General features: G+C 67.1%; 20 protein-coding genes. 7 read left to right on the top strand and 13 right to left on the bottom strand.

Features of this window, described 5'->3' with window-relative positions; genetic code table 11:
- Positions 1-11: 11 nt before the first annotated feature.
- From AC1U2B_RS13640 to AC1U2B_RS13620, 5 genes are all read right to left on the bottom strand, one after another.
- Entirely contained in the window at positions 12-278 is a 267-nt protein-coding gene (locus AC1U2B_RS13640; RefSeq protein WP_166651430.1) for a hypothetical protein, read from the bottom strand.
- Between the two features lie 33 nt (positions 279-311).
- Positions 312-3,161, bottom strand: a complete 2,850-nt coding sequence (locus AC1U2B_RS13635) for an AMP-binding protein (RefSeq protein WP_480217196.1) — start codon at positions 3,159-3,161, stop codon at positions 312-314.
- Between the two features lie 51 nt (positions 3,162-3,212).
- Complete coding sequence (locus tag AC1U2B_RS13630; protein WP_480217195.1) at positions 3,213-4,190, bottom strand: alpha/beta hydrolase; 978 nt, start codon at positions 4,188-4,190, stop codon at positions 3,213-3,215.
- 14 nt (positions 4,191-4,204) lie between these two features.
- A complete protein-coding gene (locus AC1U2B_RS13625; RefSeq protein WP_480217194.1) occupies positions 4,205-5,683 on the bottom strand; it encodes a flavin-containing monooxygenase in 1,479 nt (492 codons plus the stop codon).
- A gap of 84 nt (positions 5,684-5,767) precedes the next feature.
- A complete protein-coding gene (locus tag AC1U2B_RS13620; protein ID WP_480217193.1) occupies positions 5,768-6,712 on the bottom strand; it encodes an alpha/beta hydrolase in 945 nt (314 codons plus the stop codon).
- Positions 6,713-7,072: 360 nt separating this feature from the next.
- On the opposite strand from AC1U2B_RS13620, the gene AC1U2B_RS13615 reads away from it, so the two are divergent.
- Positions 7,073-8,524, top strand: a complete 1,452-nt coding sequence (locus AC1U2B_RS13615; protein ID WP_480217192.1) for an HNH endonuclease signature motif containing protein — start codon at positions 7,073-7,075, stop codon at positions 8,522-8,524.
- Here the strand turns inward: AC1U2B_RS13615 and AC1U2B_RS13610 are convergent.
- Together AC1U2B_RS13610 and AC1U2B_RS13605 are read right to left on the bottom strand one after the other, a co-directional pair.
- Positions 8,521-9,237: an oxygen-binding di-iron domain-containing protein gene (locus AC1U2B_RS13610; protein WP_480217304.1), complete on the bottom strand. Its 717-nt coding sequence runs from the start codon at positions 9,235-9,237 to the stop codon at positions 8,521-8,523. The genes AC1U2B_RS13615 and AC1U2B_RS13610 overlap by 4 nt on opposite strands.
- A gap of 28 nt (positions 9,238-9,265) precedes the next feature.
- Positions 9,266-10,675, bottom strand: coding sequence for an aminotransferase-like domain-containing protein (locus AC1U2B_RS13605; RefSeq protein ID WP_480217191.1), 1,410 nt, complete (start codon positions 10,673-10,675; stop codon positions 9,266-9,268).
- A gap of 77 nt (positions 10,676-10,752) precedes the next feature.
- Here AC1U2B_RS13605 and AC1U2B_RS13600 point away from each other — a divergent pair, with 77 nt between their 5' ends.
- The 5 genes from AC1U2B_RS13600 (at position 10,753) to AC1U2B_RS13580 (ending at position 15,670) form a co-directional block, all read left to right on the top strand.
- Positions 10,753-11,400, top strand: coding sequence for a pyridoxamine 5'-phosphate oxidase family protein (locus AC1U2B_RS13600; protein ID WP_480217190.1), 648 nt, complete (start codon positions 10,753-10,755; stop codon positions 11,398-11,400).
- A 191-nt stretch (positions 11,401-11,591) separates the two neighbouring features.
- A complete protein-coding gene (dnaK, locus tag AC1U2B_RS13595; protein ID WP_480217189.1) occupies positions 11,592-13,448 on the top strand; it encodes a molecular chaperone DnaK in 1,857 nt (618 codons plus the stop codon).
- On the top strand, positions 13,445-14,083 hold the full coding sequence (gene grpE / locus AC1U2B_RS13590; protein WP_043390225.1) for a nucleotide exchange factor GrpE: 639 nt from the start codon (positions 13,445-13,447) through the stop codon (positions 14,081-14,083). Before dnaK ends, grpE begins: the two co-directional genes overlap by 4 nt.
- Positions 14,084-14,111: 28 nt before the next feature.
- Positions 14,112-15,302 (top strand): molecular chaperone DnaJ, encoded by a 1,191-nt coding sequence (dnaJ, locus tag AC1U2B_RS13585; protein ID WP_043390227.1) that lies wholly within the window; start codon positions 14,112-14,114, stop codon positions 15,300-15,302.
- Entirely contained in the window at positions 15,299-15,670 is a 372-nt protein-coding gene (locus AC1U2B_RS13580) for a heat shock protein transcriptional repressor HspR (RefSeq protein WP_480217188.1), read from the top strand. Before dnaJ ends, AC1U2B_RS13580 begins: the two co-directional genes overlap by 4 nt.
- Before the next feature lie 4 nt (positions 15,671-15,674).
- Here the strand turns inward: AC1U2B_RS13580 and AC1U2B_RS13575 are convergent, their stop codons facing one another.
- The 5 genes from AC1U2B_RS13575 to AC1U2B_RS13555 are packed head-to-tail and all read right to left on the bottom strand — an operon-like array spanning position 15,675 to position 19,833.
- Positions 15,675-16,400, bottom strand: coding sequence for a potassium channel family protein (locus AC1U2B_RS13575; RefSeq protein WP_480217187.1), 726 nt, complete (start codon positions 16,398-16,400; stop codon positions 15,675-15,677).
- A gap of 37 nt (positions 16,401-16,437) precedes the next feature.
- Positions 16,438-17,337 (bottom strand): aldose 1-epimerase, encoded by a 900-nt coding sequence (locus AC1U2B_RS13570; RefSeq protein WP_480217186.1) that lies wholly within the window; start codon positions 17,335-17,337, stop codon positions 16,438-16,440.
- Between the two features lie 14 nt (positions 17,338-17,351).
- Entirely contained in the window at positions 17,352-18,518 is a 1,167-nt protein-coding gene (locus AC1U2B_RS13565; RefSeq protein ID WP_480217185.1) for an FAD-binding oxidoreductase, read from the bottom strand.
- A complete protein-coding gene (locus AC1U2B_RS13560) occupies positions 18,508-19,152 on the bottom strand; it encodes a CYTH domain-containing protein (protein WP_043390239.1) in 645 nt (214 codons plus the stop codon). The genes AC1U2B_RS13565 and AC1U2B_RS13560 overlap by 11 nt, the downstream gene beginning before the upstream one ends.
- A gap of 15 nt (positions 19,153-19,167) precedes the next feature.
- Positions 19,168-19,833, bottom strand: a complete 666-nt coding sequence (locus AC1U2B_RS13555) for a GAP family protein (RefSeq protein ID WP_480217184.1) — start codon at positions 19,831-19,833, stop codon at positions 19,168-19,170.
- 190 nt (positions 19,834-20,023) lie between these two features.
- Between AC1U2B_RS13555 and clpB the strand changes: the two genes are divergently transcribed.
- Entirely contained in the window at positions 20,024-22,570 is a 2,547-nt protein-coding gene (gene clpB / locus AC1U2B_RS13550) for an ATP-dependent chaperone ClpB (RefSeq protein ID WP_480217183.1), read from the top strand.
- Between the two features lie 49 nt (positions 22,571-22,619).
- Here clpB and AC1U2B_RS13545 read toward each other — a convergent pair whose 3' ends face one another.
- On the bottom strand, positions 22,620-23,696 hold the full coding sequence (locus tag AC1U2B_RS13545) for an NAD(P)H-dependent amine dehydrogenase family protein (protein ID WP_480217182.1): 1,077 nt from the start codon (positions 23,694-23,696) through the stop codon (positions 22,620-22,622).
- Positions 23,697-23,699: the final 3 nt, after the last annotated feature.

Here is a 23,699-nt window from a genome sequence, read left to right as displayed (position 1 = left end):
CGCAGCGAAGCTCAGTTACAAGGCAAGTCGCCCGGTGTGTAGTAGGGCACCCCGGCCGGGGTGTAACACGGCGGCCGGCCCGCGGCAGCCTGGGCGGCCGCGTCCTCCGGAGCGGCGGCGGCCACCGCGGCGTCGCCGGCGACGTTCGTGCACCCACCGGCACTGACGTGCCGGCCGCCGACACTGCCACACACATCGGCGTGTGCGACCGGTGTGCTGACGGCCGGTACGGCCGCGGACGCCAGCAGGAAAAGCACTGCAGCTGCGGACTTCTTCATACGAAGATTATTGACGAAGTCGTCAGGCTGGTGTCAGCTTTCCTTGTAACTGCCATCGTCTGTCCGGGTGAAATAGCGGCCCGGGGGTGGCAGGGGGTCGCGGCGCAGCGGCCCGGCGACCGGGCGGTGCCACGGCGTCATCGGCACCTCGTCGACGACGCGGACGAACGCCGGCCGTTGCTCGGCCGGCAGGTTCGCCAGCGCCTCGTTCAGGTCGGTGACAGAGATGTCCCGCCCGTCGACCAGTGACAGTGCCGTCACCGCGATGTCGTCATCGCCGTCCCGAACCCCGTAGGTGTGGACCAGGTCGACGGCCGGCAGCTTGCCGATGGCCGCGGTGCTCACCAGGGACGCCACCACGCCGTCGGCGGTGTGGATTTGGGTGTCGACGGAGTCGATCAGCCAGTAGTCACCGTCGGCGTCCCGGCTGACCAGGCTGCCGCTCGAGAACCAGGAGTCGCCGGCGTCGAACACGTTCCGGATCGGCGGCGCGGAGGCCGTGGTCGCCGAGCCGATCTTCACCAGCAGTAGCCCGGCCTCGTCGTCGTCGCAGCGGATCGCGTAGCCGTCGTCACCCGAAATGACTTGCTGCGCTTCGGGATCCCAGCGCACCACCGCCACCGTCGCGCTGCCGGGCAGCGGCCGGCCCAGCGACCCGGGCTTGGCCGGGTTGATGTTGGCCAGGATGGCCTCGCCCTCACTGGTGGCCCAGAAGTCCAGGACACCGGCGGGTGCGAAGCGATCGAGCACCCGGCGCCAAAGTCCGCGGGGCATACCGGAACCGACGAACAGTCGTACCGAATGGTTGCGCTCGGCGGGCTGCGGCGCGGCGTTGACCAACGGTCGCAGTTGCGCCCACGTGTAGCAGACGATGGTGACGCCGTAGCGGCGCACTTCGGTCCAGAACGTGGTCGGGTCCAGGTCGGTCGCCATGGCCAGGCGGCTACCACCGGCGACGGCACCGCCGATACCGGTGAGCAGGCCGGAGGTGTGGTAGATCGGGTTGATGCAGTAGACGGTGTCGGAATTGGTCAACTCCGCCGACGTCGCGGTGCCGTACGCCGACAATCCGAAGCGGCCGTTGGTGACTCGGATGGGTCGGGGGTCGCCGTCGGGCCCGCCGAAGAAGATGAACGCGAGCTCACCGGCGCGGCCCGGGTTGGGGCGGTACCAGTCGGGGATGCGCACGGCGTTCGTCTCGCCGATCTCGAGCGCGGTGAGGGTGCGATCGCGATGCAGGTAGGGCGTGTCGAGCAGGAAGGTGTGCAGCGGGCGCCCGGCGAAGTCGGCCTCGGAGTGTTCCGGGTCGGCAATCACCCTGTTCACCTTGCCGAGTTCGACTTCCCGCGCGGTGTCGGCATCGGGCCGCAACATCACCACGACCGCGCCGATGCGGTTCAGTGCGACCACCACGGCCAGCGCCGAGGGGCGGGTGCCCATCATGACGCCGACGTGCTCACCGGCGCGCACGCCCGCGGCGAGCAGGCCACGCACCACGGCGTCGATGCGGACCTTGTTCTCGCCGTAGGTGTAGCTGCGGTCCTCGTACATGAAGCTGACGTCGTCGGGAGCGTGCTGGGCCTGTTCATCGAACAAGAGCGCCAACGAGATTCGCGTGTTCGCATCGAGGCTGCGGATGCGGGCCAACCGCGGCATCTGGCGTGCCACCGTGCCGAACATGCCGCGCATGTTGCCTACCGAGCGGGCCACCGAACCGGCGACCGTGCGGCCGGCGTCGATCAGGGTCTGGACGCCCTCGGCCGGTCCCGCGGGCGCCGTCTCGGCGACGGTCGTCGTGGTGTCGACCTTGATGACGTGCTCCGGCAACGGGCCGAGGCCGTCGGCGTACCGCATCCAGTCGGCCACCAGCGGCCAGGTGTGGTTCGTCGCGGTGCTACCCACCACCAGACCGAAATGTCCTGCGTGCAAGGTGCTTTCGAAAATCTCGGTGCGCGGTGCGGCGCCGACGATCCCGCGGACCGATGCGGGAGGGGCGATTTCGTCGACTTCCCCGACGAATGCCAGGATCGGCGAGGTGATGTCGGCGAGCGTGACGGGCCGTCCGGCGATGCTGAAGCCACCCGTCAACATCCGGTTGTGGACCAGGAACTGCTGCAAGAACTCGGCGAGTGCGGGTCCGGGCCACGCCACCCAACCGTCGTTCATCAAATAGCGACGCTGGCCCTCACGGGGCAACAGCGCGTCGCGGTCGTGCAGCGCGAACAGGAACTGCAGCTGCCCTGTCACCGCCTTCACCGGGTCGAGCATCTGGAAACCCAACCGGGTCGCCCAGCCCGGCACCGACCGGCCGCGCAGCACGTTCTCCATGACGAAGCCCATGCCGGGGATGGCGAGTTCCGCAGGGACGCCCATCGGGGCCGTCTTGCTCAGGTCCACCGGGCTGCCGAACGTCACGACACTGCCGATGCCTTCGCTGCGCCGGTACGCCGACGCCTGGTAGCAGAACATGCCGCCCTGCGAGTACCCGGCGAGGTGCACCTTGGTTCCGGTGGTGGCGACGATCTCGTCGATGGCCGCGTCGATGGCCAGCACGTGATCGGCCAGGGTGCGCTTGAGCCCGCCAGGCTCCTGCTCCGGCGACCCGAAGTCGATGATCCACGGATCGATGCCGTGCTCGATCAACGTGCGCACCCCGCTGGCCTGCGGCGACACGTCGAACACGTCGGCGGTCAGCATCAGCGGCGGCACCAGCAGCACCTGGGGCCGACCCATCTCGCCGTCGGTGCGGTACCGCCGCAGCTTGTGGATCCGGCCCTGGGCGACGACGTCGTACGGCGACGGCTCTTCACCCGTTTCCAACCCGCCGTAGCGGGCCACTTCCAGCCAGTTACGAGTCGTTGCCACAACCCTGTCGAAGATCACGGTCCGCCCTTTCGATCAACACTCGGTGCAGATCATGCCAAGCGGACGCGCTCACCATGGCAGTTTGACCGCCAGCCTGGGTGATGGCGGGTTCGTCGACCGCAAATGCACGTCGGTGGAGCGGATCGGATCGAGGACTCGGGTCAGGAAAGTCAGCTCGTCGGCGAGGGCCGCCTCGTGGCACGGCCCCGAGTAGAAGTCGAAATGGTCGGCGGGGTATTCGCACAGATGGGCCAGGTAGCCGGCCTTTTTCGCGGCGCGGCGGGCGGCGTCGGGCGGTGCGATGAGGTCGTTGGTGCCGACTTGGACCAGCAGCGGGCACTCAAGCTGGCTGGCGTGCACAGTCGGTCGGTTGAACGCGACCTCCAGCACCGTGCGGGCGGTGAATTCGTTGCGCCAGGTCGGGCCGGCCATGGCCAGGTAAGCCTCTTCGGCGCCGGGAGTCGTGAGCGCCGCGGTGGCGCCGTGCTGCCCCGTGAGCGGCACGTTGTGCGGACGGCGGCCGAGGCGCGCCCCCGCGGCGTCGAGCACGCCGTGGGCGACCAGACGGGCCAGCGGCCCGGCGCCGGCCTCGTGGAATCCCTGCACCAGGGCGGCCATGCCGTCGGTCGCCGGACACAGCGACACCACGGCGGCTACCCGCTGGTCCTCGGCGGCAACGGCGATGACGTGCCCTCCGGAATACGAGGTGCCCCAGAGCGCGATGCGATCCCGGTCGACGCCCGGCAGATTTCTGGCGGCGTCGATGGCGGCGTGGTAGTCCTGCCGCTGTTTCTTCGCCGAGATGTATTGACGCGGTTCGCCTTCGGAATCGCCGAAGCCGCGGTAGTCGAACACCACCACGTCCATACCGGCGGCGGCGAAGGGCTCCGCGAACGCGAGCAGGCCCGAGTCGCGGGTCCCGCCGAAGCCGTGGGCCATGACCACGCACGGCCGCCCCGTCTGGCCGGCCAGCGCGTCACTCTCAGCGGTCAGATGCCAAGCGGCACAACGCTCGCCGTGGCTGAGGAAAAAGAAGTCGGTTCTCATGATCGCTCCTTCGGTCAGACCACGGGCAGTGGTGCGGCAGCGGGTGTGAAGACGAGAGCCGGGTCTTCGATAGGCCCGTTGCGCAGCCGCTCCTGATCCATTTCGTAGGCATGTTTGAACGCCCACGGGCCGTACGTGCCGCCGCGCGGGAACTGCGCCACGGCCCGCTGGACGTAACCGGAAGTCATGTCCAACAACGGAACTCGTTCCATCGTGCCGTCTTCCAGGATCGGGACGACCTTGCCGTAGCCATGCTCGTCCATGTAATCGAGCATCCGGCAGAAGTGCTCGCACACCAGATCGACCTTCAACGTCCAGGCGATATTGGTGTAGCCGACCGCGAACGCGAAATTGGGCACCCCGGAGAGCATCATCGCCTTGTAGACGGTGAGGTCGGGCAAGTGGAGCGAGTGCCCGTCGACGCTCAGCGCGATCTTGCCGAAGGGCGTCATATTCAGTCCGGTCGCCGAGATGATGATGTCGGCAGCCAGCTCCTGTCCGGACTTCAGCACGATGCCGTTCCTGGTGAACCGGTCGATGTGGTCGGTGACGATCGAGGCCTTACCCGACGCGACCATCTTGAACAGATCGCCGTCGGGCACCATGGCCAGCCGCTGCTGCCATGGGTTGTACTTGGGTGTGAAGTGCGTGTCGACGTCGAAATTCTTGGGCAGTTGCCGAGCTACGTTGGCGATCAACAGCTTTCGCATGACCTTGGGGTAGCGCATGCACATCTTGTACATTCCGCGGTTCAGCGAGATGTTCTTGCGCCGCACGATCTTGTACGCCCGCTCGTGGCCGAGCACCTTGTTGAGCACATTGGCGATCGGGTCGGATGCCGGAATCGAGAACACGTAACTCGGGGAGCGCTGCAGCATGGTGACGTGCGCGGCCTTGTCGGCCATGTTCGGGATCAGTGTGACGGCCGTGGCGCCGCTGCCGATGACGACGACGTTCTTGCCGGTGTAGTCCAAATCCTTCGGCCACAGCTGGGGGTGGATGACCGGGCCCTCGAAGTCGTCGCGGCCGGGGAAGTCGGGAATGTACGGGTTCTCGTAGTCGTAGTACCCGGTGCCCAGGAACAAGAAGCGCGAGGTGAAGGTCTCGGTCTTGCCGTCGTGGGTGGTCGTGACGGTCCAAAGCCCTTGGTGGGAATCGAAATTCGCCGAATCGACGTGGTGGCCGAACCGGAGGTGGTCGGCGAGGCCGTTCTCTGCGACCGTCTGCTGCAGGTAGTCCAGGATGATGTGCCCGTCGGCGATCGACTTGCGGTGCGTCCAGGGTTTGAAGCCGAAGCCGAAGGTCGGCATGTCCGAGTCGGACCGGATGCCCGGGTACTGATGCAGGCTCCAGGTACCGCCGATCGCGTCCCGCCCCTCCAACACCGTGAACGACGTACCCGGCCGAAAAGTCTTGAGGTGATAGGCCATGCCGATGCCGGAAATCCCGGCGCCGATGACCAGCACGTCAACGGGAGCGGTGATGGTGGTCATGGGCACTCCTTTGCCGGCCCGGCGGGTGTACCTGGACTGTAATTCCGTGACGCGCTGTTCACGCTGGGTTTGGCAGGGCTGGGCCTAGCTGGAGGCGATGGGCTGAGCGAACTCGTCGATGGCGTTGACCATCTGGTCGAGGCCCGGTAGTTCGAGCGGGTAGTGGCCGGCGTTCTCGAGCACGACCGTCGTCACCGGAACGCGGGTGATCCGACGCAGGAACGGTTCGCTGAGGTGCTCCGGCGTCCACCGGTCGGCTCCGGGTTGGGTCAGCAGGACGGGACAGGCGGTGAAGTCCTCCGGTTCGACGGCGGGTTGGTAGTTCATGTACGACGCGAGGAACGCCACGGAGACCCAGTTGCCTGCCGACGTACGGTCGGCGAGGCAGGCGCGCAGCGCCGTTTTGTCGTTGACGAGGGTGTGCATCTTGCTGACCGCCCACATCGGAATGCGCATCCGGCGCAGTGGTGTCCGGGCGACGCGGCCCATCATCGGTCCGCCGAGGCGACCCATCATCGGGCTGAGCGCGGTCTCGACCTGGACCTGGGGGTTGCGCTGGTCCAGGAACGTCATACCGACGATGCCCGCCACGTGGGGGCTGATCGCGGCGACGTGGTAGGTGAGCATTCCGCCAGCGCTAAGCCCGTAGAGCAGGATCGGTCGGTCGTCGCGCTTGCGTTCTGCCGCAACGAGATCGATCCCGGCCGCGACCCAGTCGTCGTACGTGACCAGCGCATCCGACGCGACTTCCGTGACTCCGTAGCCAGGCATGTCGACGGCGATGGTCTCGTAGCCGCGCCGGGCCAGCGGTGCCCCGGCGATGGTGCTCATCTGGCGCCCGTTGGTGCCGACACCGTGGAAAAGGACGATCTTCACCGGCGCGTCCGGGTTGCGGTACGTGTCGAGATGCACGCGGTGACCCTGCCAATCCCACCATTCCTCGGTGGGTTCCATGCCGGGCTTGATCCGGTACTCGGCCGGCAGGTGCTGTTGGATTGTGCGCCAGGCTTTTTGGTCGGTGTAGCTCATAGCGAGAGACTAACGGTCGGCTGGCTGGCGCGGCATCGTCGATGGTTAGGTGAGCTGAGTAATCGGCGGCCGGTCCTGTGCTCCCTTCGCCCCACCGTGCGCCGCCCCCGTCTTCCCGCGATGCGATCGTCTGCGGTTAGGTCAGCTAATCGATGCATGCCACCGTTCGCCGTGAGACCGGGCGAACCCTCGCCTCTCTGTCGGGCGACCGCGCTCGGAGGCTAGGCCACCTAAGCATCGACGATGACCGAGCGGTCCCAATCCTGTTGCAGTCCTTGTGTTTAGGTGTCCTAACCGTCGTCGATGCAGGCCCGTGCATTCGGCGCGTTCTTGTCGGTAGGCGCGAGTAATGTCGCACGTATGTTCGAATCGAATAGTGGTCCCCACGCCGCGCCCGCGGCGGTCGACGCGATCACCCTCGCTACCCGGGAAGAGAACGCCGCCGGTGCCCGTCGCCTGGCCGCGATCGGCGACCTGTGGGCCCTGCGGGCTCCCGACGGTGATGTGGAGAAGCGGTATTGGGCGATCGACGGGTATTCGGGGTTGGTGGTCGAGGTTGCCGCCGCTCTCGGGGTGTCCCGCAAGCGGGCGCAGGCGCAGGTGGACCGGGCGGTGATGCTGCGCACCCGGCTGCCGAAAGTGGCGGCGGTGTATGCCAAAGGCCTGATCGATGCGGTGCTGGTCGCGATGATCGTCTCGCGCACCGACCTGATCATCGATGACGACGTCGCTCAGCAGGTCGACGCCGACCTCGCGGCCAAGATCGTGTCCTGGGGGCGGTTGTCGAAACCGAAGATGGAACAACGCATCGACGCGATCATCGCCGCCTCCGACCAAGCGGGGGTGCACGCACCACGGCCTCCGTCGCAGGCCCGCTACCTCGATATTCGCGTCTGCGGCCCGGGAAGTGCCAACGTCTGCGGCACTCTGGATGCGGCGACCGCTGCCGTGCTGGACGCGGCCCTCGATGACCTGGCCCGCGGGGTGTGCAAGAACGATCCGCGATCGCATGATCAGCGGCGCGCCGCCGCCATTGATGCCCTGGCCCGGGGTGGCCGGCTGCAGTGCCAGTGCGGCGACGCCGACTGCCCCGCCACCAGGGTGGAGCTGCCGGCGCCGACCGTCGGGACCCGCGCGGTGATTCACGTGATCGCCGCCGCCGATACCCTCGACGGTGGTGCGCCGGGATTCCTGCCGGGGTACGGGCAGATCCCCGCAGGCCAAGTGACCCAACTGGCCGAGGGCGCGACGGTGCGGCAGGTGCACACCCCGCCGGATGTCGTCGAATCGCGGTACCGGCCGTCGGCCAAGCTCGCGGAGTTCGTGCGGTGCCGCGACCTGACGTGCCGCTTCCCGGACTGTGACCGGCCGGCTGAAGCCTGCGACATCGACCACACCGTGCCCTACCCGGCTGGGCCGACGCACCCGTCAAACCTCAAGTGCCTGTGTCGGTTTCACCACTTGCTCAAGACGTTCCACGGCTGGACCGATCACCAGTTCCCCGACGGGACCGTGGTGTGGACCGCGCCCACTGGGCACACCTACGTCACCAAACCCGAAGGTGCGCACTGGTACCCGCAACTCGGCAAGCCGACCGGAACTCCCGAAATCACTGGGGAGCCGGTGCGGAAACCGGGGCGGGGATACTGCATGCCTAAACGCAAACGCACCCGAGCCCAGGAACGCCAACAATGGGCGAACGAAGCCCGGATGGTCAACGAAGAACGCGTCGCCTCCGAGGAATGGCGCCGGTGTCGTGAACTCGAAATGGCCTTAGCCGCAGAGGAATGGGATGAACCGGCGCCGTTCTAGGCGGTGGCTGCCATTTCGGCGTAGCCCTCGGCGAGCGCTCGCAATTGGGCGGCGCCGTCGCCGGTGTAGGACGAGCCGTGCATGAGGGCCAGGGTTGAGGGATTCAGCGCGGCGAGCTGCTCGAGTGTTGGCGCGAGGTTCGTCGTCAGGCCGGTGGCGTGGAAGATGGACTCGGCCTCCAACGCCGGTGCCACGCAATCGGATTCGGTCAATGCCGGGCAATGCCCGGTGTGCGTCAGGAGGTCGCCGGCGAGCAGGGTGGAAGTGGTCTCGTCGAACCACAGGCCCGCCTCCCAATTGTGGGGAACGTGCGGGGTGGCGATGAATCGCAGCCGGTGTCCGCCGATATCCAGCGTGTCACCAGGGGCGGCGACGGGTGGGCGGTCGCACATGTCGACCAGTGACAGCATCAACGCGAGCCCGCCGTGCACAACCTCGGCGTGCGGGGCGGCGGCCAGCAGCAGGTTCATCGCGCCGCACTCGTCGGCCTCGAGATGTCCGAACGAGATCCAGCGCAGCTTGGGTAGTGGGATGACCTGGCTGATCGCCTCCGACACCATCGGGAACAGCTGCCGCTGGCCGCAATGGAAGAGGAATGGCTCGTCGCCGGTCAGGAGGAATTGGTTGAACGTGAAGCCGTTCTCGGTGATGCCAGGAATCCAGGTGGATAGCCGGTAGATATCGGGGGCAATCTCGTCGACTGCCGTGCTCAGTTCGGCATTCATCTGCCCATGGTGCGCCCTAGTTGAGCGCCGCGGCGACGGAATCAGCAAAGCGCTTCGCAGTCGATCGGTCGATCTGCGCGAAGCCGACCGCGAGGCCATTGATCACGGAGTCGGCCCGCTGGGGAAAGTCTGACAGCGGCGCGACGAGGAGGCCGTCGGCCCCGAGCCGCCCGGCCACGTCGCGGTCGCGACGGTCACCCGGCAGCAGGATGGCGACGTGCAGACCAGCCTGAACGCCGAGCACCTCGAGGTGCGGGCAGCGTGCTTCGAGTTCGGTGATCAAAATATCTCGGCGGCAACGGTATTCGCGGCCGGCCCGGGCCAGGTGCCGTTGCAGTTCGCCGGTGGTGATCAACTCCGTGAGGGCGCCGCGCGTGATGGCGGATACCGCGATCCGGTGGTCGCGGAGGTAGGTCTGAACCGCGTCGCGCAGGGGCAGTGGCGGCACCAACCAGGCGGCGCCCAGGCTCGGCGCGAGGATCTTCGACGCGGTGCCGACGTAGGCGACGTGTTCCCCGGCGCCCGGTATCGACCGGATGGCAGGCAAGGGAGCAACGCCGTAGCGAAACTCGCCGTCGTAGTCGTCTTCGATGACGATCGACCCGGTCCGCTTGGCCCACGCGACCAACTCGGCGCGGCGATTTACCGAGAGCCGGTGCCCGAGCGGGTACTGGTGTGCCGGTGTCGTGTAGACGATGCCGGCCTCGTCGCCGAGGCTGTCGACGCACAGCCCGTCGTGGTCGACGGGTACGAAGATCGGGTGCAGGCCGCCGCGGGTGAACTCCTCCGCTGCGGCGGGGTAGCAGGGCGACTCGAGATAGCAGCGGTTCAGACCGCTCACGGCGGCCAGCGTCTGAAACGCGGCAGTCGATCCTGGAACGTCGAAGACCGTGTCGGTGTCGATGCCGCGGCTGATGCGGAGATGGTGGGACATGGCGGCGGTGAAGGCGGCGTCGGCGCCCTGCCACGGAGACAGCGTCGTGGGTTGGGACGAAGCCGCGGTCCGCCACGCGCGGGTCCAGGCCCGCATGTCGATGAGCCCGGTGTCCGGGGAGCCGGGGCGCAGATCAACGACGGAGTCGGTCTGGTGCGCCGGAGTAGGAAGTGCCGGCACGACACTCTCGTCGAGGCGCGGCGCGCGGCTGGACAGCCCGGCCCTGGCGGCCGCCGTGGCGCCGGCCGTCGTTCGAGTTCCGGCGCCGGCCACACCTTCGAGGAATCCGGCAGCGACCAGCTCGTCGTAGGCGGCCGCGACCATGGTTCGTGAGGCCCCGAGCTCGTGGGCAAACGCACGGGTCGACGGCAGCCAGTCCCCGTCGCCGACCTGTCCGGCGGCGATCAGAGCCACCAGCTGACTCGCGATCGCTCTGGCGCTCAGGTCGGTGGTGTCGAGCGGCAGATGCACCGCCCGGGTGTGGCGGGCCATCCCGCCAGAATAGTGGCCTCTCGAAAATTGCGTTTCCGGCTATTCCAACCAGTCCGCAATCATGGTGATCTTGAATCATGGAAAAGCTCACCCGCAAGTACGGTCGGCAGTCCACGGCCCGCGCCGCTCTCGAAGAGTTCCTCGACGAACAGTGGTGGGGCGTGCTGAACGTCGGCGCAGTGGCCCGTCCGAACGGCAAGGTCAGGCCGCTCGCGGTGCCGACGCTGTACGTGCGTCACGAGGACCGGATTCTCATTCACGGTTCGACTGGCGCGGGCGCGTTGGGGGTCAACGGCAAGCCAGTCTCCGTCGCCTTCTGCGTGACGGCCATGGATGCACTTGTGGTCGCGCACAGCACCTTTGACTCCTCGGTGCACTATCGCTCCGCGGTGCTGTACGGAGAGGCGGAACCCGCCGGCCGCGAGGATCGCGAAGCCCTGCTCGAGCGGTTCAGCGAGCTGCTGATTCCTGGCCGCACTGCGGAGGTGCGTGCGATGTTGCCCAAGGAGATCGCGGCGACCAACGTCATCTCCCTGCCGATCGTCGACGGCGATTGGGTGTACAAGGTCAACGGCGGCCCGGTCGACGAACCGGACGAGGAAACCACGGCCTGGGCGGGCATCGTGCCGTTCTCTGTCACCTATGGAGCACCTGAGCGTGCGGAGTGGTCGACGGCGGAGTTGCCGGAGTCTGTGCGGGCGATGGTCGCCGGGGGAGGCGCCTGACCTGCGCGGGTAGCACCGGATAGACATTTTTGGGGAATCGGGAATAGATCGGGAAGTGCCTCCGTTGGACTCACCGACACCAAGTTGAGTGCACCAGGCTCAAGTTCGGCTTGACAGACGGCCCCGTCCGATAGCAAGCTTGAGCGCAGTTCGCTCAGATCACCCAACAATGTCTATCAGGAGGCATCACTATGGCTCGTGCGGTCGGTATCGACCTCGGGACCACCAACTCTTGCGTCTCGGTGCTGGAGGGCGGCGATCCCGTCGTCGTAGCCAACTCTGAGGGCTCCCGGACCACCCCGTCGGTCGTCGCGTTCGCGCGTAACGGCGAGGTGCTGGTCGGCCAGCCCGCGAAGAACCAGGCAGTGACCAACGTCGACCGGACGATCCGTTCGGTCAAGCGTCATATCGGCACTGACTGGACCGTCGAGATCGACGGCAAGAACTACACCTCGCAGGAGATCAGCGCGCGCACGCTGCAGAAGCTGAAGCGTGACGCGGAGGCGTACCTCGGTGAGGACATCACCGACGCCGTGATCACCGTCCCGGCCTACTTCAACGACGCTCAGCGTCAGGCCACCAAGGAAGCCGGCCAGATCGCCGGCCTCAACGTGCTGCGCATCGTCAACGAGCCGACCGCGGCCGCCCTGGCCTACGGCCTGGACAAGGGCGAGAAGGAACAGACCATCCTGGTCTTCGACCTCGGTGGTGGCACCTTCGACGTCTCGCTGCTGGAAATCGGCGAGGGCGTCGTCGAGGTCAAGGCGACTTCCGGTGACAACCACCTCGGTGGTGACGACTGGGACGAGCGCATCGTGCAGTGGCTGGTCGACAAGTTCAAGGCCACCAGTGGCATCGACCTGACCAAGGACAAGATGGCGATGCAGCGTCTGCGTGAGGCTGCGGAGAAGGCCAAGATCGAACTGAGCTCGAGCCAGAGCACCTCGATCAACCTGCCGTACATCACCGTCGACGCCGACAAGAACCCGCTGTTCCTCGACGAGCAGCTGACCCGTGCCGAGTTCCAGCGCATCACACAGGACCTGCTCGACCGGACCCGCCAGCCGTTCCAGTCCGTCATCAAGGACGCCGGCATCTCGGTCTCCGACATCGACCACGTGGTCCTCGTCGGTGGCTCGACCCGTATGCCCGCCGTCACCGAACTGGTCAAGGAACTGACCGGTGGCAAGGAGCCCAACAAGGGCGTCAACCCGGACGAGGTCGTGGCCGTCGGTGCCGCGCTGCAGGCCGGTGTGCTCAAGGGTGAGGTGAAAGACGTTCTGCTGCTTGACGTCACCCCGCTGTCCCTGGGTATCGAAACCAAGGGTGGCGTGATGACCAAGCTGATCGAGCGCAACACCACCATCCCGACCAAGCGGTCCGAGACCTTCACTACGGCCGACGACAACCAGCCGTCGGTGCAGATTCAGGTCTTCCAGGGTGAGCGTGAGATCGCTGCGCACAACAAGCTGCTCGGCAGCTTCGAGCTGACCGGCATCCCGCCGGCCCCGCGTGGCGTGCCGCAGATCGAGGTCACCTTCGACATCGACGTCAACGGCATCGTGCACGTGACCGCCAAGGACAAGGGCACGGGCAAGGAAAACACGATCAAGATCCAGGAAGGCTCGGGCCTGTCGCAGGACGAGATCGACCGGATGATCAAGGACGCCGAGGCGCACGCCGAAGAGGACAAGAAGCGTCGCGAAGAGGCTGACGTCCGCAACCAGGCCGAGTCGCTCGTCTACCAGACGGAGAAGTTCGTCAAGGACCAGCGCGAAGCCGAGGGTGGCTCGAAGGTTCCCGAGGACACCTTGACCAAGGTCGACGGTGCCATCGCCGAGGCCAAGACCGCGCTCGCCGGCACCGACATCGCCGCCATCAAGACGGCCATGGAGAAGCTGGGCGTCGAGAGCCAGGCCCTGGGCCAGGCGATCTACGAGGCCACCCAGGCCGAGCAGGCCGCCGGCGCGGGCGCTCCCGGTGCCGCCGCTGCCGACGACAACGTCGTGGACGCCGAGGTCGTCGAGGACGATCAGGAGCACAAGTGAGCCAAGACGATTCGCACGAGCCGGTGACCATCACCGACAAGCGGCGCATCGATCCGGAAACCGGCGAAAAGCGTGAGGGCGCTCCGGCGTCGGCCCCTGAGGGGTCGACGCCGGAGGCCCCGGCCTCCGCTGAGGAAGCCGAGGCTCCGGTGTCCGACGAAGCCGCAGAGCTCAAGGCAGACCTGCAGCGACTCAAGGCTGAGTACGACAACTACCGCAAGCGGGCGATCCGTCAGGAGCAGGCCGCGGCCGAACGGGCCAAAGGCATTGTCGTGCAGCAGTTCTTGCCGGTGCTCGACGATCTCGAGCGGGCTCGCGCCCACGGTGATCTGGAGTCCGGGCCGCTGAAGTCGGTGGCGGACAAGCTTTCCGGCGCGCTCGACAGCCTCGGTCTCTCGGCGTTCGGCGCCGAGGGCGACGAGTTCGACCCGTCGCTGCACGAGGCCGTTCAGCACGAGGGTGACGGCTCCAACCCGGTGTTGGGCACCGTCATGCGTCGCGGTTACAAGCTCGGTGAGCAGGTGCTGCGGCACGCGATGGTCGGTGTCGTCGACGCCGAACCCGCAGCTGATGCGCCCGACACGCCCGCCAATGCCACCGCTGCGACTGAACAGAAACCACAATCAAACGAATAACCGAGCGACGCTGAGGAGGTGACGCGACATGGCTCAACGGGAATGGGTCGAGAAGGACTTCTACAAGGAACTCGGCGTCACCTCTGACGCCACGAAGGATGAGATCAAGCGCGCCGCGCGCAAGGTGCTGGCCGACAACCATCCGGACCGCAACCCGAACAACCCGGCAGCCGAGGATCGCTACAAAGCTGCGACCGAAGCCAAGGAAGTTCTGACCGACGACGCCAAGCGTGCCGAATACGACGAAACCCGGCGGCTTTTCGCCAACGGTGGATTCGGCCGCCGCTTCGGTGGCGGCGGGGGCGGTGGTGGCTTCGGAGGTTTCGGCGGCGAGACGTCGGACTTCAACCTGGGCGACCTGTTCGACCAGGCGGGGCAGACCGGCGGCGCCAACATCGGTGACCTGTTCGGCGGCCTGTTCGGCCGGGGTGCGCAGCAGCCGCGTCCCAGCCGTCCGCGCCGCGGCAACGACCTGGAAACCGAAACCGAGCTGAGCTTCCTGGAAGCGACCAAGGGCGTGGCGATGCCGCTGCGCCTGACCAGCCCGGCACCATGCACCAACTGCCACGGCAGCGGCGCGCGTCCGGGCACCAGCCCGAAGGTGTGCCCGAACTGCAACGGCGCGGGCGTCATCAACCGCAACCAGGGCGCGTTCGGCTTCTCGGAGCCGTGCACCGATTGTCGCGGCACCGGCTCGATCATCGAGCACCCGTGTGACGAGTGCAAAGGCACCGGCGTCTCGACCCGGACGCGCACCATCAACGTGCGCATCCCGCCGGGCGTGACCGACGGTCAGCGCATCCGGCTCGCCGGCCAAGGTGAGGCGGGTCTACGCGGGGCGCCCTCGGGCGACCTGTACGTCACCGTGCACGTCCGGCCCGACAAGGTGTTCGGGCGCGACGGCGACGACCTGACCGTCACCGTTCCGGTGAGCTTCCACGAGTTGGCTTTGGGGACAACGCTTTCCGTGCCGACGCTGGAAGGCAAAGTCGGTGTTCGGGTGCCGAAGGGGACCTCTGACGGACGCATCCTGCGGGTACGTGGGCGCGGCGTGCCCAAGCGCGGCACCGACGCCGGTCATGGCGACCTGCTGGTGACCGTGAAGGTTGCCGTGCCGCCGAACCTCGAAGGTGAAGCGGCCGAGGCGCTCGAGACATACGCAAAGGCGGAGCGGGCCAGTGGATTTGATCCACGGGCAGGATGGGCCGGGTCGCTATGAGCGCCCGGCGCAAGGCCGAGGAAGCCCGCACCTTCCTGATTTCGGTGGCCGCCGAGCTGGCCGGTATGCACGCACAGACGCTGCGTACATACGACCGGCTCGGCTTGGTCAGCCCCGAGCGCACCTCGGGCGGCGGGCGGCGGTACTCGCAGCACGACGTCGACCTGCTGCGCGAGGTGCAGCGCCTGTCTCAGGACGAGGGCGTCAACCTGGCCGGCATCAAGCGCATCATCGAGCTGACCAATCAGGTCGAGGCGCTGCAGGCCCGGCTCAGCGAGGTGACCGCCGAACTCGAACGCGTCCGCAAGCCCAGCACCGCACTGGTGCTGTGGCAGCCGCGGCGGGGCGGTAGTTCGCAGCGGGGCTAGGCGTTCAGTCAGCCACCCGGTCGCGCAACAAATCCCGCAGCTGGGCAATTTCGCCCCGAAGGTCTTCGATGTGCGCTGCTGTCACGGCGTCTTGTTTCTGGTCGTCGTCCGACACGGTCTGCACGATCCACGACGCGATGGTGGCGGTGATCGAACCGACCAGGCTGATGCCGCCAATCATCATGAGGCTGGCCATGACTCGGCCGGTGGTGGTGACGGGATACATATCGCCGTAGCCGACAGTGGTGATCGTGGTCATTGCCCACCACACCGCGAGTCCGAAGCTGGTGATGTGGGCGTCCGGTGCGCTGCGTTCGGCTTCGTAGACCGCGAGTGCGCCGACGTACACCAGCAGCACCGCGCCGGAGATGGTGTAGATGATCACCTTGCCCCGGATGGCGCTGCCGATGGCCTTCTGCAAGGCGCCGACCAGGACGACCAGACGCAGCAGGCGAAGCGGCCGCAACAGCGGCAGCAGCACGATGGCCAGGTCAACCAGATGCCGGAAGAACCATTGCTTGCGGTCGGGCGCGAGGTAGAGCCGCGCCGCGTAGTCGGCGGTGAACACCGCCCACGCCAACAGGGTCGCCAACGTCACGAGCCGCGCGAGTACTCCGTGCGGCTGAGCGAGGACCTCCACGCTGTACGCGGCCAGGAACACCGCGGCAACCGCGGCGAGCGGCCATTCGGCCCGATGTTCCCACCTGTCGAGGCGGTCTTGCGTAGTCACGTCAGAAAGTGTGCGGCACCGGCGAACTTTTCGGAACTCAGTTGACCGAGATGGAGAAGCGCGCCACCGCTGGTCGGCCCGGGGACGCGACGCGGTAACCGCCGCGACGCAGCGCATCGGTGGGCGCGGCCATGGGCTCGATGGCCACCAGCGCGTCGCCGGGCGGCGCGAACAGTTGCGCGGCGGGGTAGCCGGTTTCGAACGTCACCGTGATCCGGTGGTCGCCGCCGCGGAGAATGAACTGCGCGCCGTCGGGTACCTGGTCGAAACCGTCGTCGTAGGCGGTGTCGCCGAGCGGCGCGGAACTCGCCGGCCAAGCCTCAACCGCACCGGAAGGCAACCCGCGATCATCGGTCGGCAGGTGCCGCATCGCCGGCGCCTCCAGCACCCAGTCCTGCCGAGGTACACCGGGAATGGTCAGGTACGGGTGATAGCCGAAGCACAGCGGAACCGCTGCCGACGTGGACGGCCGGATGGTGGTCTCGACCGTCAACCTGCGGCTCACCAGCGTGACGCGCTGCGTCAGCACATGCGGGAACGGGAACGACGCCAGCAGGCCGGGCCGGTTGAAATCGACTGCGGCAGTTACCGAGTTCGGCGACTGCTCGGTGATCACCCAGCCCGGGTAGGCGGCCAGGACGCCGTGCATGGGTGAGCCATGGGCGTCGACGCGCACGCCGCCGGAGCCGGGCGTGAACGTGACGACCGCGCCGTCGACGTCATAGGTGGTGGCGCCCAACCGATTCGCCCACGGATACAGCAGCGGGATGCCCATGGTCTTGGCGTTGGTCAGGTAGGCGGCCAGGCCGCGCCGCTGGCCGAGGAACTCGACATCGCCATCGGCAAACGACGTGCCGATCATGCCGGCGGCGGGGACGAACGTCGCCGTCATCGCGGACTCGGGGTCGCTCAGTACGACGGTGTCGAGTTCGGCCATCGGTTCCTCCAGTGTCAGTGGGCCAACGGATCGTGCTGAATGCGTTCTGGTGGTGCGCCTTTGGCGATCAGGGCGGCTTTGGTCGCGGTGACCATCTGCGGGCCGCCGCACAGCAGGATCTGCCGGTCGCCCCAGCTGCCGTAGCTGGTCACCACGTCGGGTAGCAGCCCCGTCTGCCGGACGTGTAGCCCGCGCGGCGGCTGCACGTCGGGGTAGTCGCCGGCCCACGGTGGGTCACTGGTGTATTCGGACACCGGCGTGACGGACAGCCACGGATTGGTGGCGGCGATCTCCCACAACGTGCGCAGGTCGTAGAGATCGCAGGGGTAGCGGCCGCCGAAGAACAGGTGCACGCGCGGATTCTCGGCCTCGCGGCACAGGTTCATCAACAGAGCGCGCAGCGGCGCCAGGCCGGTGCTGCCGGCCACCATGAGCACATCGCCGTCTGAGCGCGAAACATGCATGCCGCCATGGGGATTGGACAGCCGCCAGCGGTCACCGGGTGCGGTCTGGTTGACGATCGCGGTGCTCACCATGCCGCCGCTGACCGACCGGATGTGGAATTCGATGGCACCACTGGCATCGGACGGCATCGACGGACTCAGGTGCCGCCAGCGCCGCGGCCACTGCGGCACCTGCACCGCGACGTACTGTCCGGCGTGATACGACAGCGCTTGGTCCAGTTGCAGCCGCACCACCGACACGTCGCGGGTGACGCGCAGATGCTCGACGACGGTGCCGTCGACGTAGGGCGGGGTCTGTTCGGAATCGGCGGCGCCGCGCATGACACCGACGATCAGATCCACGGCGTGCGTGGTGGCCTCGGCGACCCGAGCATCCCAGCTCGCGCCGAGCTCGTCGCGCAGGGTGGCCAGCAGTGCGTCGTGCAGCGCCGCGTAATGCTGTTGCCCGACACCGTATTTGCGGTGATCCCGGCCGAGCTGCGCCAAGAATGCCACCGGTTCCTCGGCGCGCTGCTCGATGAACTCACCGAGCACCCAGAACAGCGCCTGGCTGAAGGCGGTGCGCTGCGTGGCCAGCTCCGGGGGGAACAGATCGCGCGCCGACAGGTCGGTGGCGAACCACCGGGTGTAGAAGCGGCCGATCACGTCGTCCCCGCCGCGCGCGGGGTCGACCGCGGCGCGCACCGTCATCAGGGCTTCGCGGTCGTCAAGCCCCATCAGGCATCGGCGAGGTGGTGTCGAAGTGGTTCTGCCCCAACGTGCTGACGAAGGTGGGGCCCAGCAGGTCGAGTTCGCGCCGGTGCGCGTCGGCCCACGTGCCGTACGGCTGGTGCGCCAGGTATTCGTTCCGGAACCGGTCGTCCTCGGACACCTCGGTGACGCAGAACGTCGGGATCGCCAGGTCGACGACGGGTCCGCCGCGCTCGACCTCGGCCAGCAGCAGCGGGGCGTTGCCGTTCAGGAACCGGTCGATGATCCAGCCGTCCTCGCCCAGCCACACCGAGTACCGCACCTTGGTGACGACATGGTCGGCGCGACGGACGATTTCGCCGGCCACCAGCGGATCGAGTTCGCGCTCGGCCTCGTAGCGGGTGCCGCCCGCGGCCGGGCCCTTGGCGGTCATGGTGCCGATCGAGTCTTCGCTGATGGCCTCGATGAGGTCGATCGCCGCATTGCTCAGATCGGCGGGGGCGGGTCCCTGGACGCGCACCCGGACGGCGTAGCCGTCGGACGCGAACAGGTATGCCTGCACGATCAGGGCAGGGGTCGGGTCGGACGCGGTGACAGCGGGCAGGTCGCGGACGAGGAACTTTCGTTCGAACTCGAAATCGCCGAAGCCGGATTCGGACATGCTTAGACGGTAGTCCTAGAGGTGGCTGAGACCCTTGTATGCCACGAGGAGTCCGATGATGATCAGGATTCCGGCGACCAGCACGGCGTGCTGACGGTGCAGCCAGGCGCCAAGACGGGCCATGGCCGGGTCCAGCCGCTCACCGGCGGCGACGTAGGTGAGGACCGGGATGGCGACCGAACTGCCTGCCACCACGGCGAAATACAGCACCGATGCCCAGGTCGCCGCTTGCGGGAGTTCGTCGGTGCTGATCGCCAGGCCGGCGGCGATGCACATGAACAGCACCTTGGGGTTCACCACCGCGAGTACCGCCGCGGTCACGAATCCCCGTGCCGGAGTGACGGTGGTCAGCTTGCGCATCCAGGCGGGCTCGTGGGCGTCGTGCTTGCGGGTGGCCCACCGGTAGATGCCGAAGGCGATCAGCAGGGCGCCGATCACGATGCGCACCCATGACGCCGTGGTCGACGGGTGGCCGGCCTCGGGCATCAGTCCGGACAGTTGGACGAATACGCCGGTGAGCACCGCGATGGTGACCAGCCACCCGGCGAGGAAGGTCAGACCGGTGATGCGGGCGTGGGGTGATTGCAGCACGAGCACTGCGGGAATGATCGACAGTGGCGACAGCGCGATCACGAGGGCCAGGGGAATCAGTTCGGTCAGGACCGAAACCCAGTCAGTCATTCACTGCCCCCTTCGTGTCGCGACCAGTATGGACGGGGATCGCGCGGAAAGGCATTCGGGCCGTCGTGAAAGGGTCTTGTGGCCGTATTGAAAACTCGTGGAAATTTCCTAGACTTGAGCGGAACAGACTCAACCTTGACGGCGTTGAAAACAGCGACAAGCATTTTTCTGTAGACGAAAGGGAGGTGTCGTGGACTCGTTCAACCCGACCACGAAGACTCAGGCGGCGCTGACCTCAGCGTTGCAGGCGGCAACAGCCGCCGGAAACCCGGAGATCCGTCCGGCGCACTTGTTGATGGCTCTGCTGACCCAGAACGACGGCATTGCCGCACCCCTGCTGGAGGCCGTCGGCGTCGAGCCCGCGACCATCCGGGCCGAAGCCCAGCGGCTGATCGACCAGCTGCCCAGTGCCAGTGGCGCCAACTCGACGCCGCAACTGTCGCGTGAGTCGGTCGCGGCGCTGACCGCTGCCCAGCACCTGGCCACCGAGATGGACGACGAATACGTCTCCACCGAGCACCTGCTGTACGGCCTGGCCAGCGGCGACTCCGACGTCGCCAAGATTCTGGTCAACCACGGCGCCGCGCCGCAGACGCTGCGCGACGCGTTCGTGAAGGTCCGCGGCAGTGCCCGCGTCACCAGCCCCGATCCCGAGGGCAGCTACCAGGCGCTGGAGAAGTACTCCACCGACCTGACCGCGCGTGCCCGGGAAGGCAAGCTCGACCCGGTCATCGGACGCGACAACGAGATTCGTCGCGTGGTCCAGGTCCTGAGCCGGCGCACCAAGAACAACCCGGTGCTGATCGGTGAGCCCGGCGTCGGTAAGACCGCGATCGTCGAGGGCCTGGCCCAGCGCATCATCGCCGGCGACGTGCCGGAGAGCCTGCGCGACAAGACCGTCGTCTCCCTGGACATGGGGTCCATGGTGGCCGGCGCCAAGTACCGCGGTGAATTCGAGGAGCGGCTCAAGGCCGTCCTCGACGACATCAAGAACTCGGCCGGCCAGGTCATCACCTTCATCGACGAGCTGCACACCATCGTGGGAGCCGGCGCGACCGGCGAGTCCGCGATGGACGCCGGCAACATGATCAAGCCGATGCTGGCCCGTGGCGAGCTGCGGCTGGTCGGCGCGACCACGCTCGACGAGTACCGCAAGTACATCGAGAAGGACGCGGCCCTGGAGCGCCGGTTCCAGCAGGTGCTGGTCGGCGAGCCGTCGGTCGACGACACCGTCGGCATCCTCCGCGGCCTCAAGGAGCGCTACGAGGTACACCACGGTGTACGCATCACCGACTCCGCGCTGGTCGCGGCGGCCACGTTGTCGGACCGCTACATCACCAGCCGGTTCCTGCCGGACAAGGCCATCGACCTCGTCGACGAGGCGGCGTCGCGGCTGCGTATGGAGATCGACTCCCGGCCCGTCGAGATCGACGAGGTGGAGCGGCTGGTCCGTCGCCTCGAGATCGAGGAGATGGCGCTGTCCAAGGAAGAGGACGACGCCTCGAAGGAACGGTTGGAGAAGCTGCGTTCCGAGCTGGCCGACCACAAGGAGAAGCTGGCCGAGCTGACCACCCGGTGGCAGAACGAGAAGAACGCCATCGACATCGTCCGCGAGCTCAAGGAACAGCTGGAAGACCTGCGCGGTGCGGCCGACCGGGCCGAGCGCGACGGCGACCTGGCCAAGGCCGCCGAGCTTCGGTATGGCCGGATCCCACAGCTCGAGAAGCAGCTCGACGCCGCGCTGCCGGTCGCCGAGGCCCGTGAGAACGTCATGCTCAAGGAGGAGGTCAGCCCCGACGACATCGCTGATGTGGTGTCGGCGTGGACCGGCATCCCGGCCGGTCGCATGATGGAAGGTGAGACCGCCAAGCTGCTGCGCATGGAGGCCGAGCTCGGGAACCGGGTGATCGGTCAGGAGCGCGCCGTCCAGGCCGTCGCCGACGCGGTGCGTCGTAGCCGGGCAGGGGTGGCCGATCCCAACCGGCCGACGGGCTCGTTCATGTTCCTGGGTCCGACCGGTGTCGGTAAGACCGAACTGGCCAAGGCGCTGGCGGAGTTCCTCTTCGACGACGAGCGCGCCATGATCCGCATCGACATGAGCGAGTACAGCGAGAAGCACTCAGTGGCTCGCCTGGTCGGTGCCCCTCCGGGCTACGTCGGATACGACGCCGGTGGCCAGCTGACCGAGGCGGTACGCCGGCGCCCGTACTCGGTGGTGCTGTTCGACGAGATCGAGAAGGCGCACCCCGACGTGTTCGACATCCTGCTGCAGGTGCTCGACGACGGCCGGTTGACCGACGGTCAGGGCCGCACCGTCGACTTCCGCAACACCATCCTCGTCCTCACGTCCAACCTGGGCGCGGGCGGCAACGAGGAGCAGGTGATGGTGGCGGTGCGCTCGCGGTTCAAGCCCGAGTTCATCAACCGTCTGGACGACGTCATCATCTTCGAGGCGCTCAAGCCCGAGGAGCTGGTGCGGATCGTCGACATCCAGCTGGCTCAGCTGCAGAAGCGGCTGGCGCAGCGGCGGTTGACGCTCGAGGTGTCGCTGGATGCCAAGAAGTGGCTGGGTGACCGCGGCTTCGACCCGCTGTACGGCGCCCGTCCGCTGCGCCGCCTGGTGCAGCAGGCCATCGGCGACCAGTTGGCCAGGAAGCTGCTGGCCGGCGAGGTGCACGACGGCGACGTCGTGCCGGTCAACCTCAGCGCCGACGGCGACAGCCTGGTGCTCGGCTGAGTTGAGTTACGGGAAAGCCCCGTCACACATTTCGTGTGGCGGGGCTTTTCTAGATGTTGAAGCGGCCGGCGAATCCGCGCAGTGGCACGTCGGCGCTCGTCAGCAGTCCAGGCGGTGCCTTGACCACCGAGGCGATGACGTTGAGTGCGGGTAACCCGGTCACCGTCATCCCGATCGAGGCGAAGGACTCCGGATTCGACAGGTCCACACCGGGTTTCGGGTAGATCATGTGCTTGTTGTAGACGCACGGGTCGCCCTTGATCTGAGTAATGTAGCAGCCCTTGATGTTCCAGTTCGGTTCGGTGTGCGGCGTCATCTGCCATTCGAGATGGGTCTCGATGCGCGGTACGCCGTCGACCATGCCCTGGTACTTGATGTAGTTGCCGCCCAACGATCCTTTGGGCAGCGTGTACCAGCCCAGGTCGACATCCTTGGTGCAGGCGCCGAGCTCGGCGCTGAACTTCACCTCGTCGAGCTCGAGGCCGAAGCAGTCGGCCATCATCAGCACACTGTCGGCGAACACCCGGGTGTATTTTTCCAGCTTGGCCGGGATCGACGGATCATCAACGGGCAGACCGTATCCCACCTCGATCCAGGTGTCCTTGCTGTGGTGGCAGGACACGTCGACGGACTCGATGGTGGTGACGTTCTCGATCTCTGCGACGTCGGCCGAGCACACCACGCCCAGAATCTGATTGACGCCCGGGTTCATACCGGTGCCGTAGAACGTCGACCCGCCCTTGGCGCACGCCTCGGCCAGCAGCTGCGACACCGGCTTGCCGGAGGGGTGCGGGTGGTTGGTGTCGCGGTGCCAGCCGGTGATCCAGTCCGCCGTGGTGACGATATTGATCCCGGCCTCAAGGACTTTCACGTACAGGTCCTCGTCGGGGAAGACGCCGTGGAAGGTGAGGACGTCGGGACGCGCGGCGATGATGTCCTCGACCGACCCGGTGGCGACGACGCCGATCGGTCCGATCCCGGCGATCTCACCGGCGTCGCGCCCGACCTTTTCCGGTGTGTAGCAATGCAATCCGACCAGCTCCAGGTCGTCGCGCTTGCCGATGCGCTTGATCATCTCGGTGCCGACGTTGCCGGTCGCCACCTGGAAGACACGAATCTTGGACATCTG

This window comes from Mycolicibacterium sp. P4_G11 (genome assembly GCF_056555145.1).
The sequence above is the reverse complement of the archived record's forward strand: the minus strand, read 5'-3'. Positions and strand labels throughout refer to the sequence as shown.

Excerpts from the sequence above, each read along its gene's own strand:
- AC1U2B_RS13620 (WP_480217193.1), bottom strand. The coding sequence starts at position 6,712 with ATGAGCTACACCGACCAAAAAGCCTGGCGCACAATCCAACAGCACCTG.
- AC1U2B_RS13545 (WP_480217182.1), bottom strand. The coding sequence starts at position 23,696 with ATGTCCAAGATTCGTGTCTTCCAGGTGGCGACCGGCAACGTCGGCACC.
- AC1U2B_RS13615 (WP_480217192.1), top strand. The coding sequence starts at position 7,073 with ATGTTCGAATCGAATAGTGGTCCCCACGCCGCGCCCGCGGCGGTCGAC.
- AC1U2B_RS13560 (WP_043390239.1), bottom strand. The coding sequence starts at position 19,152 with ATGTCCGAATCCGGCTTCGGCGATTTCGAGTTCGAACGAAAGTTCCTC.
- AC1U2B_RS13630 (WP_480217195.1), bottom strand. The coding sequence starts at position 4,190 with ATGAGAACCGACTTCTTTTTCCTCAGCCACGGCGAGCGTTGTGCCGCT.
- AC1U2B_RS13625 (WP_480217194.1), bottom strand. The coding sequence starts at position 5,683 with ATGACCACCATCACCGCTCCCGTTGACGTGCTGGTCATCGGCGCCGGG.
- AC1U2B_RS13600 (WP_480217190.1), top strand. The coding sequence starts at position 10,753 with ATGGAAAAGCTCACCCGCAAGTACGGTCGGCAGTCCACGGCCCGCGCC.
- AC1U2B_RS13605 (WP_480217191.1), bottom strand. The coding sequence starts at position 10,675 with ATGGCCCGCCACACCCGGGCGGTGCATCTGCCGCTCGACACCACCGAC.
- AC1U2B_RS13565 (WP_480217185.1), bottom strand. The coding sequence starts at position 18,518 with ATGGGGCTTGACGACCGCGAAGCCCTGATGACGGTGCGCGCCGCGGTC.
- AC1U2B_RS13580 (WP_480217188.1), top strand. The coding sequence starts at position 15,299 with ATGAGCGCCCGGCGCAAGGCCGAGGAAGCCCGCACCTTCCTGATTTCG.
- AC1U2B_RS13555 (WP_480217184.1), bottom strand. The coding sequence starts at position 19,833 with ATGACTGACTGGGTTTCGGTCCTGACCGAACTGATTCCCCTGGCCCTC.
- AC1U2B_RS13640 (WP_166651430.1), bottom strand. The coding sequence starts at position 278 with ATGAAGAAGTCCGCAGCTGCAGTGCTTTTCCTGCTGGCGTCCGCGGCC.
- AC1U2B_RS13570 (WP_480217186.1), bottom strand. The coding sequence starts at position 17,337 with ATGGCCGAACTCGACACCGTCGTACTGAGCGACCCCGAGTCCGCGATG.
- dnaK (WP_480217189.1), top strand. The coding sequence starts at position 11,592 with ATGGCTCGTGCGGTCGGTATCGACCTCGGGACCACCAACTCTTGCGTC.
- dnaJ (WP_043390227.1), top strand. The coding sequence starts at position 14,112 with ATGGCTCAACGGGAATGGGTCGAGAAGGACTTCTACAAGGAACTCGGC.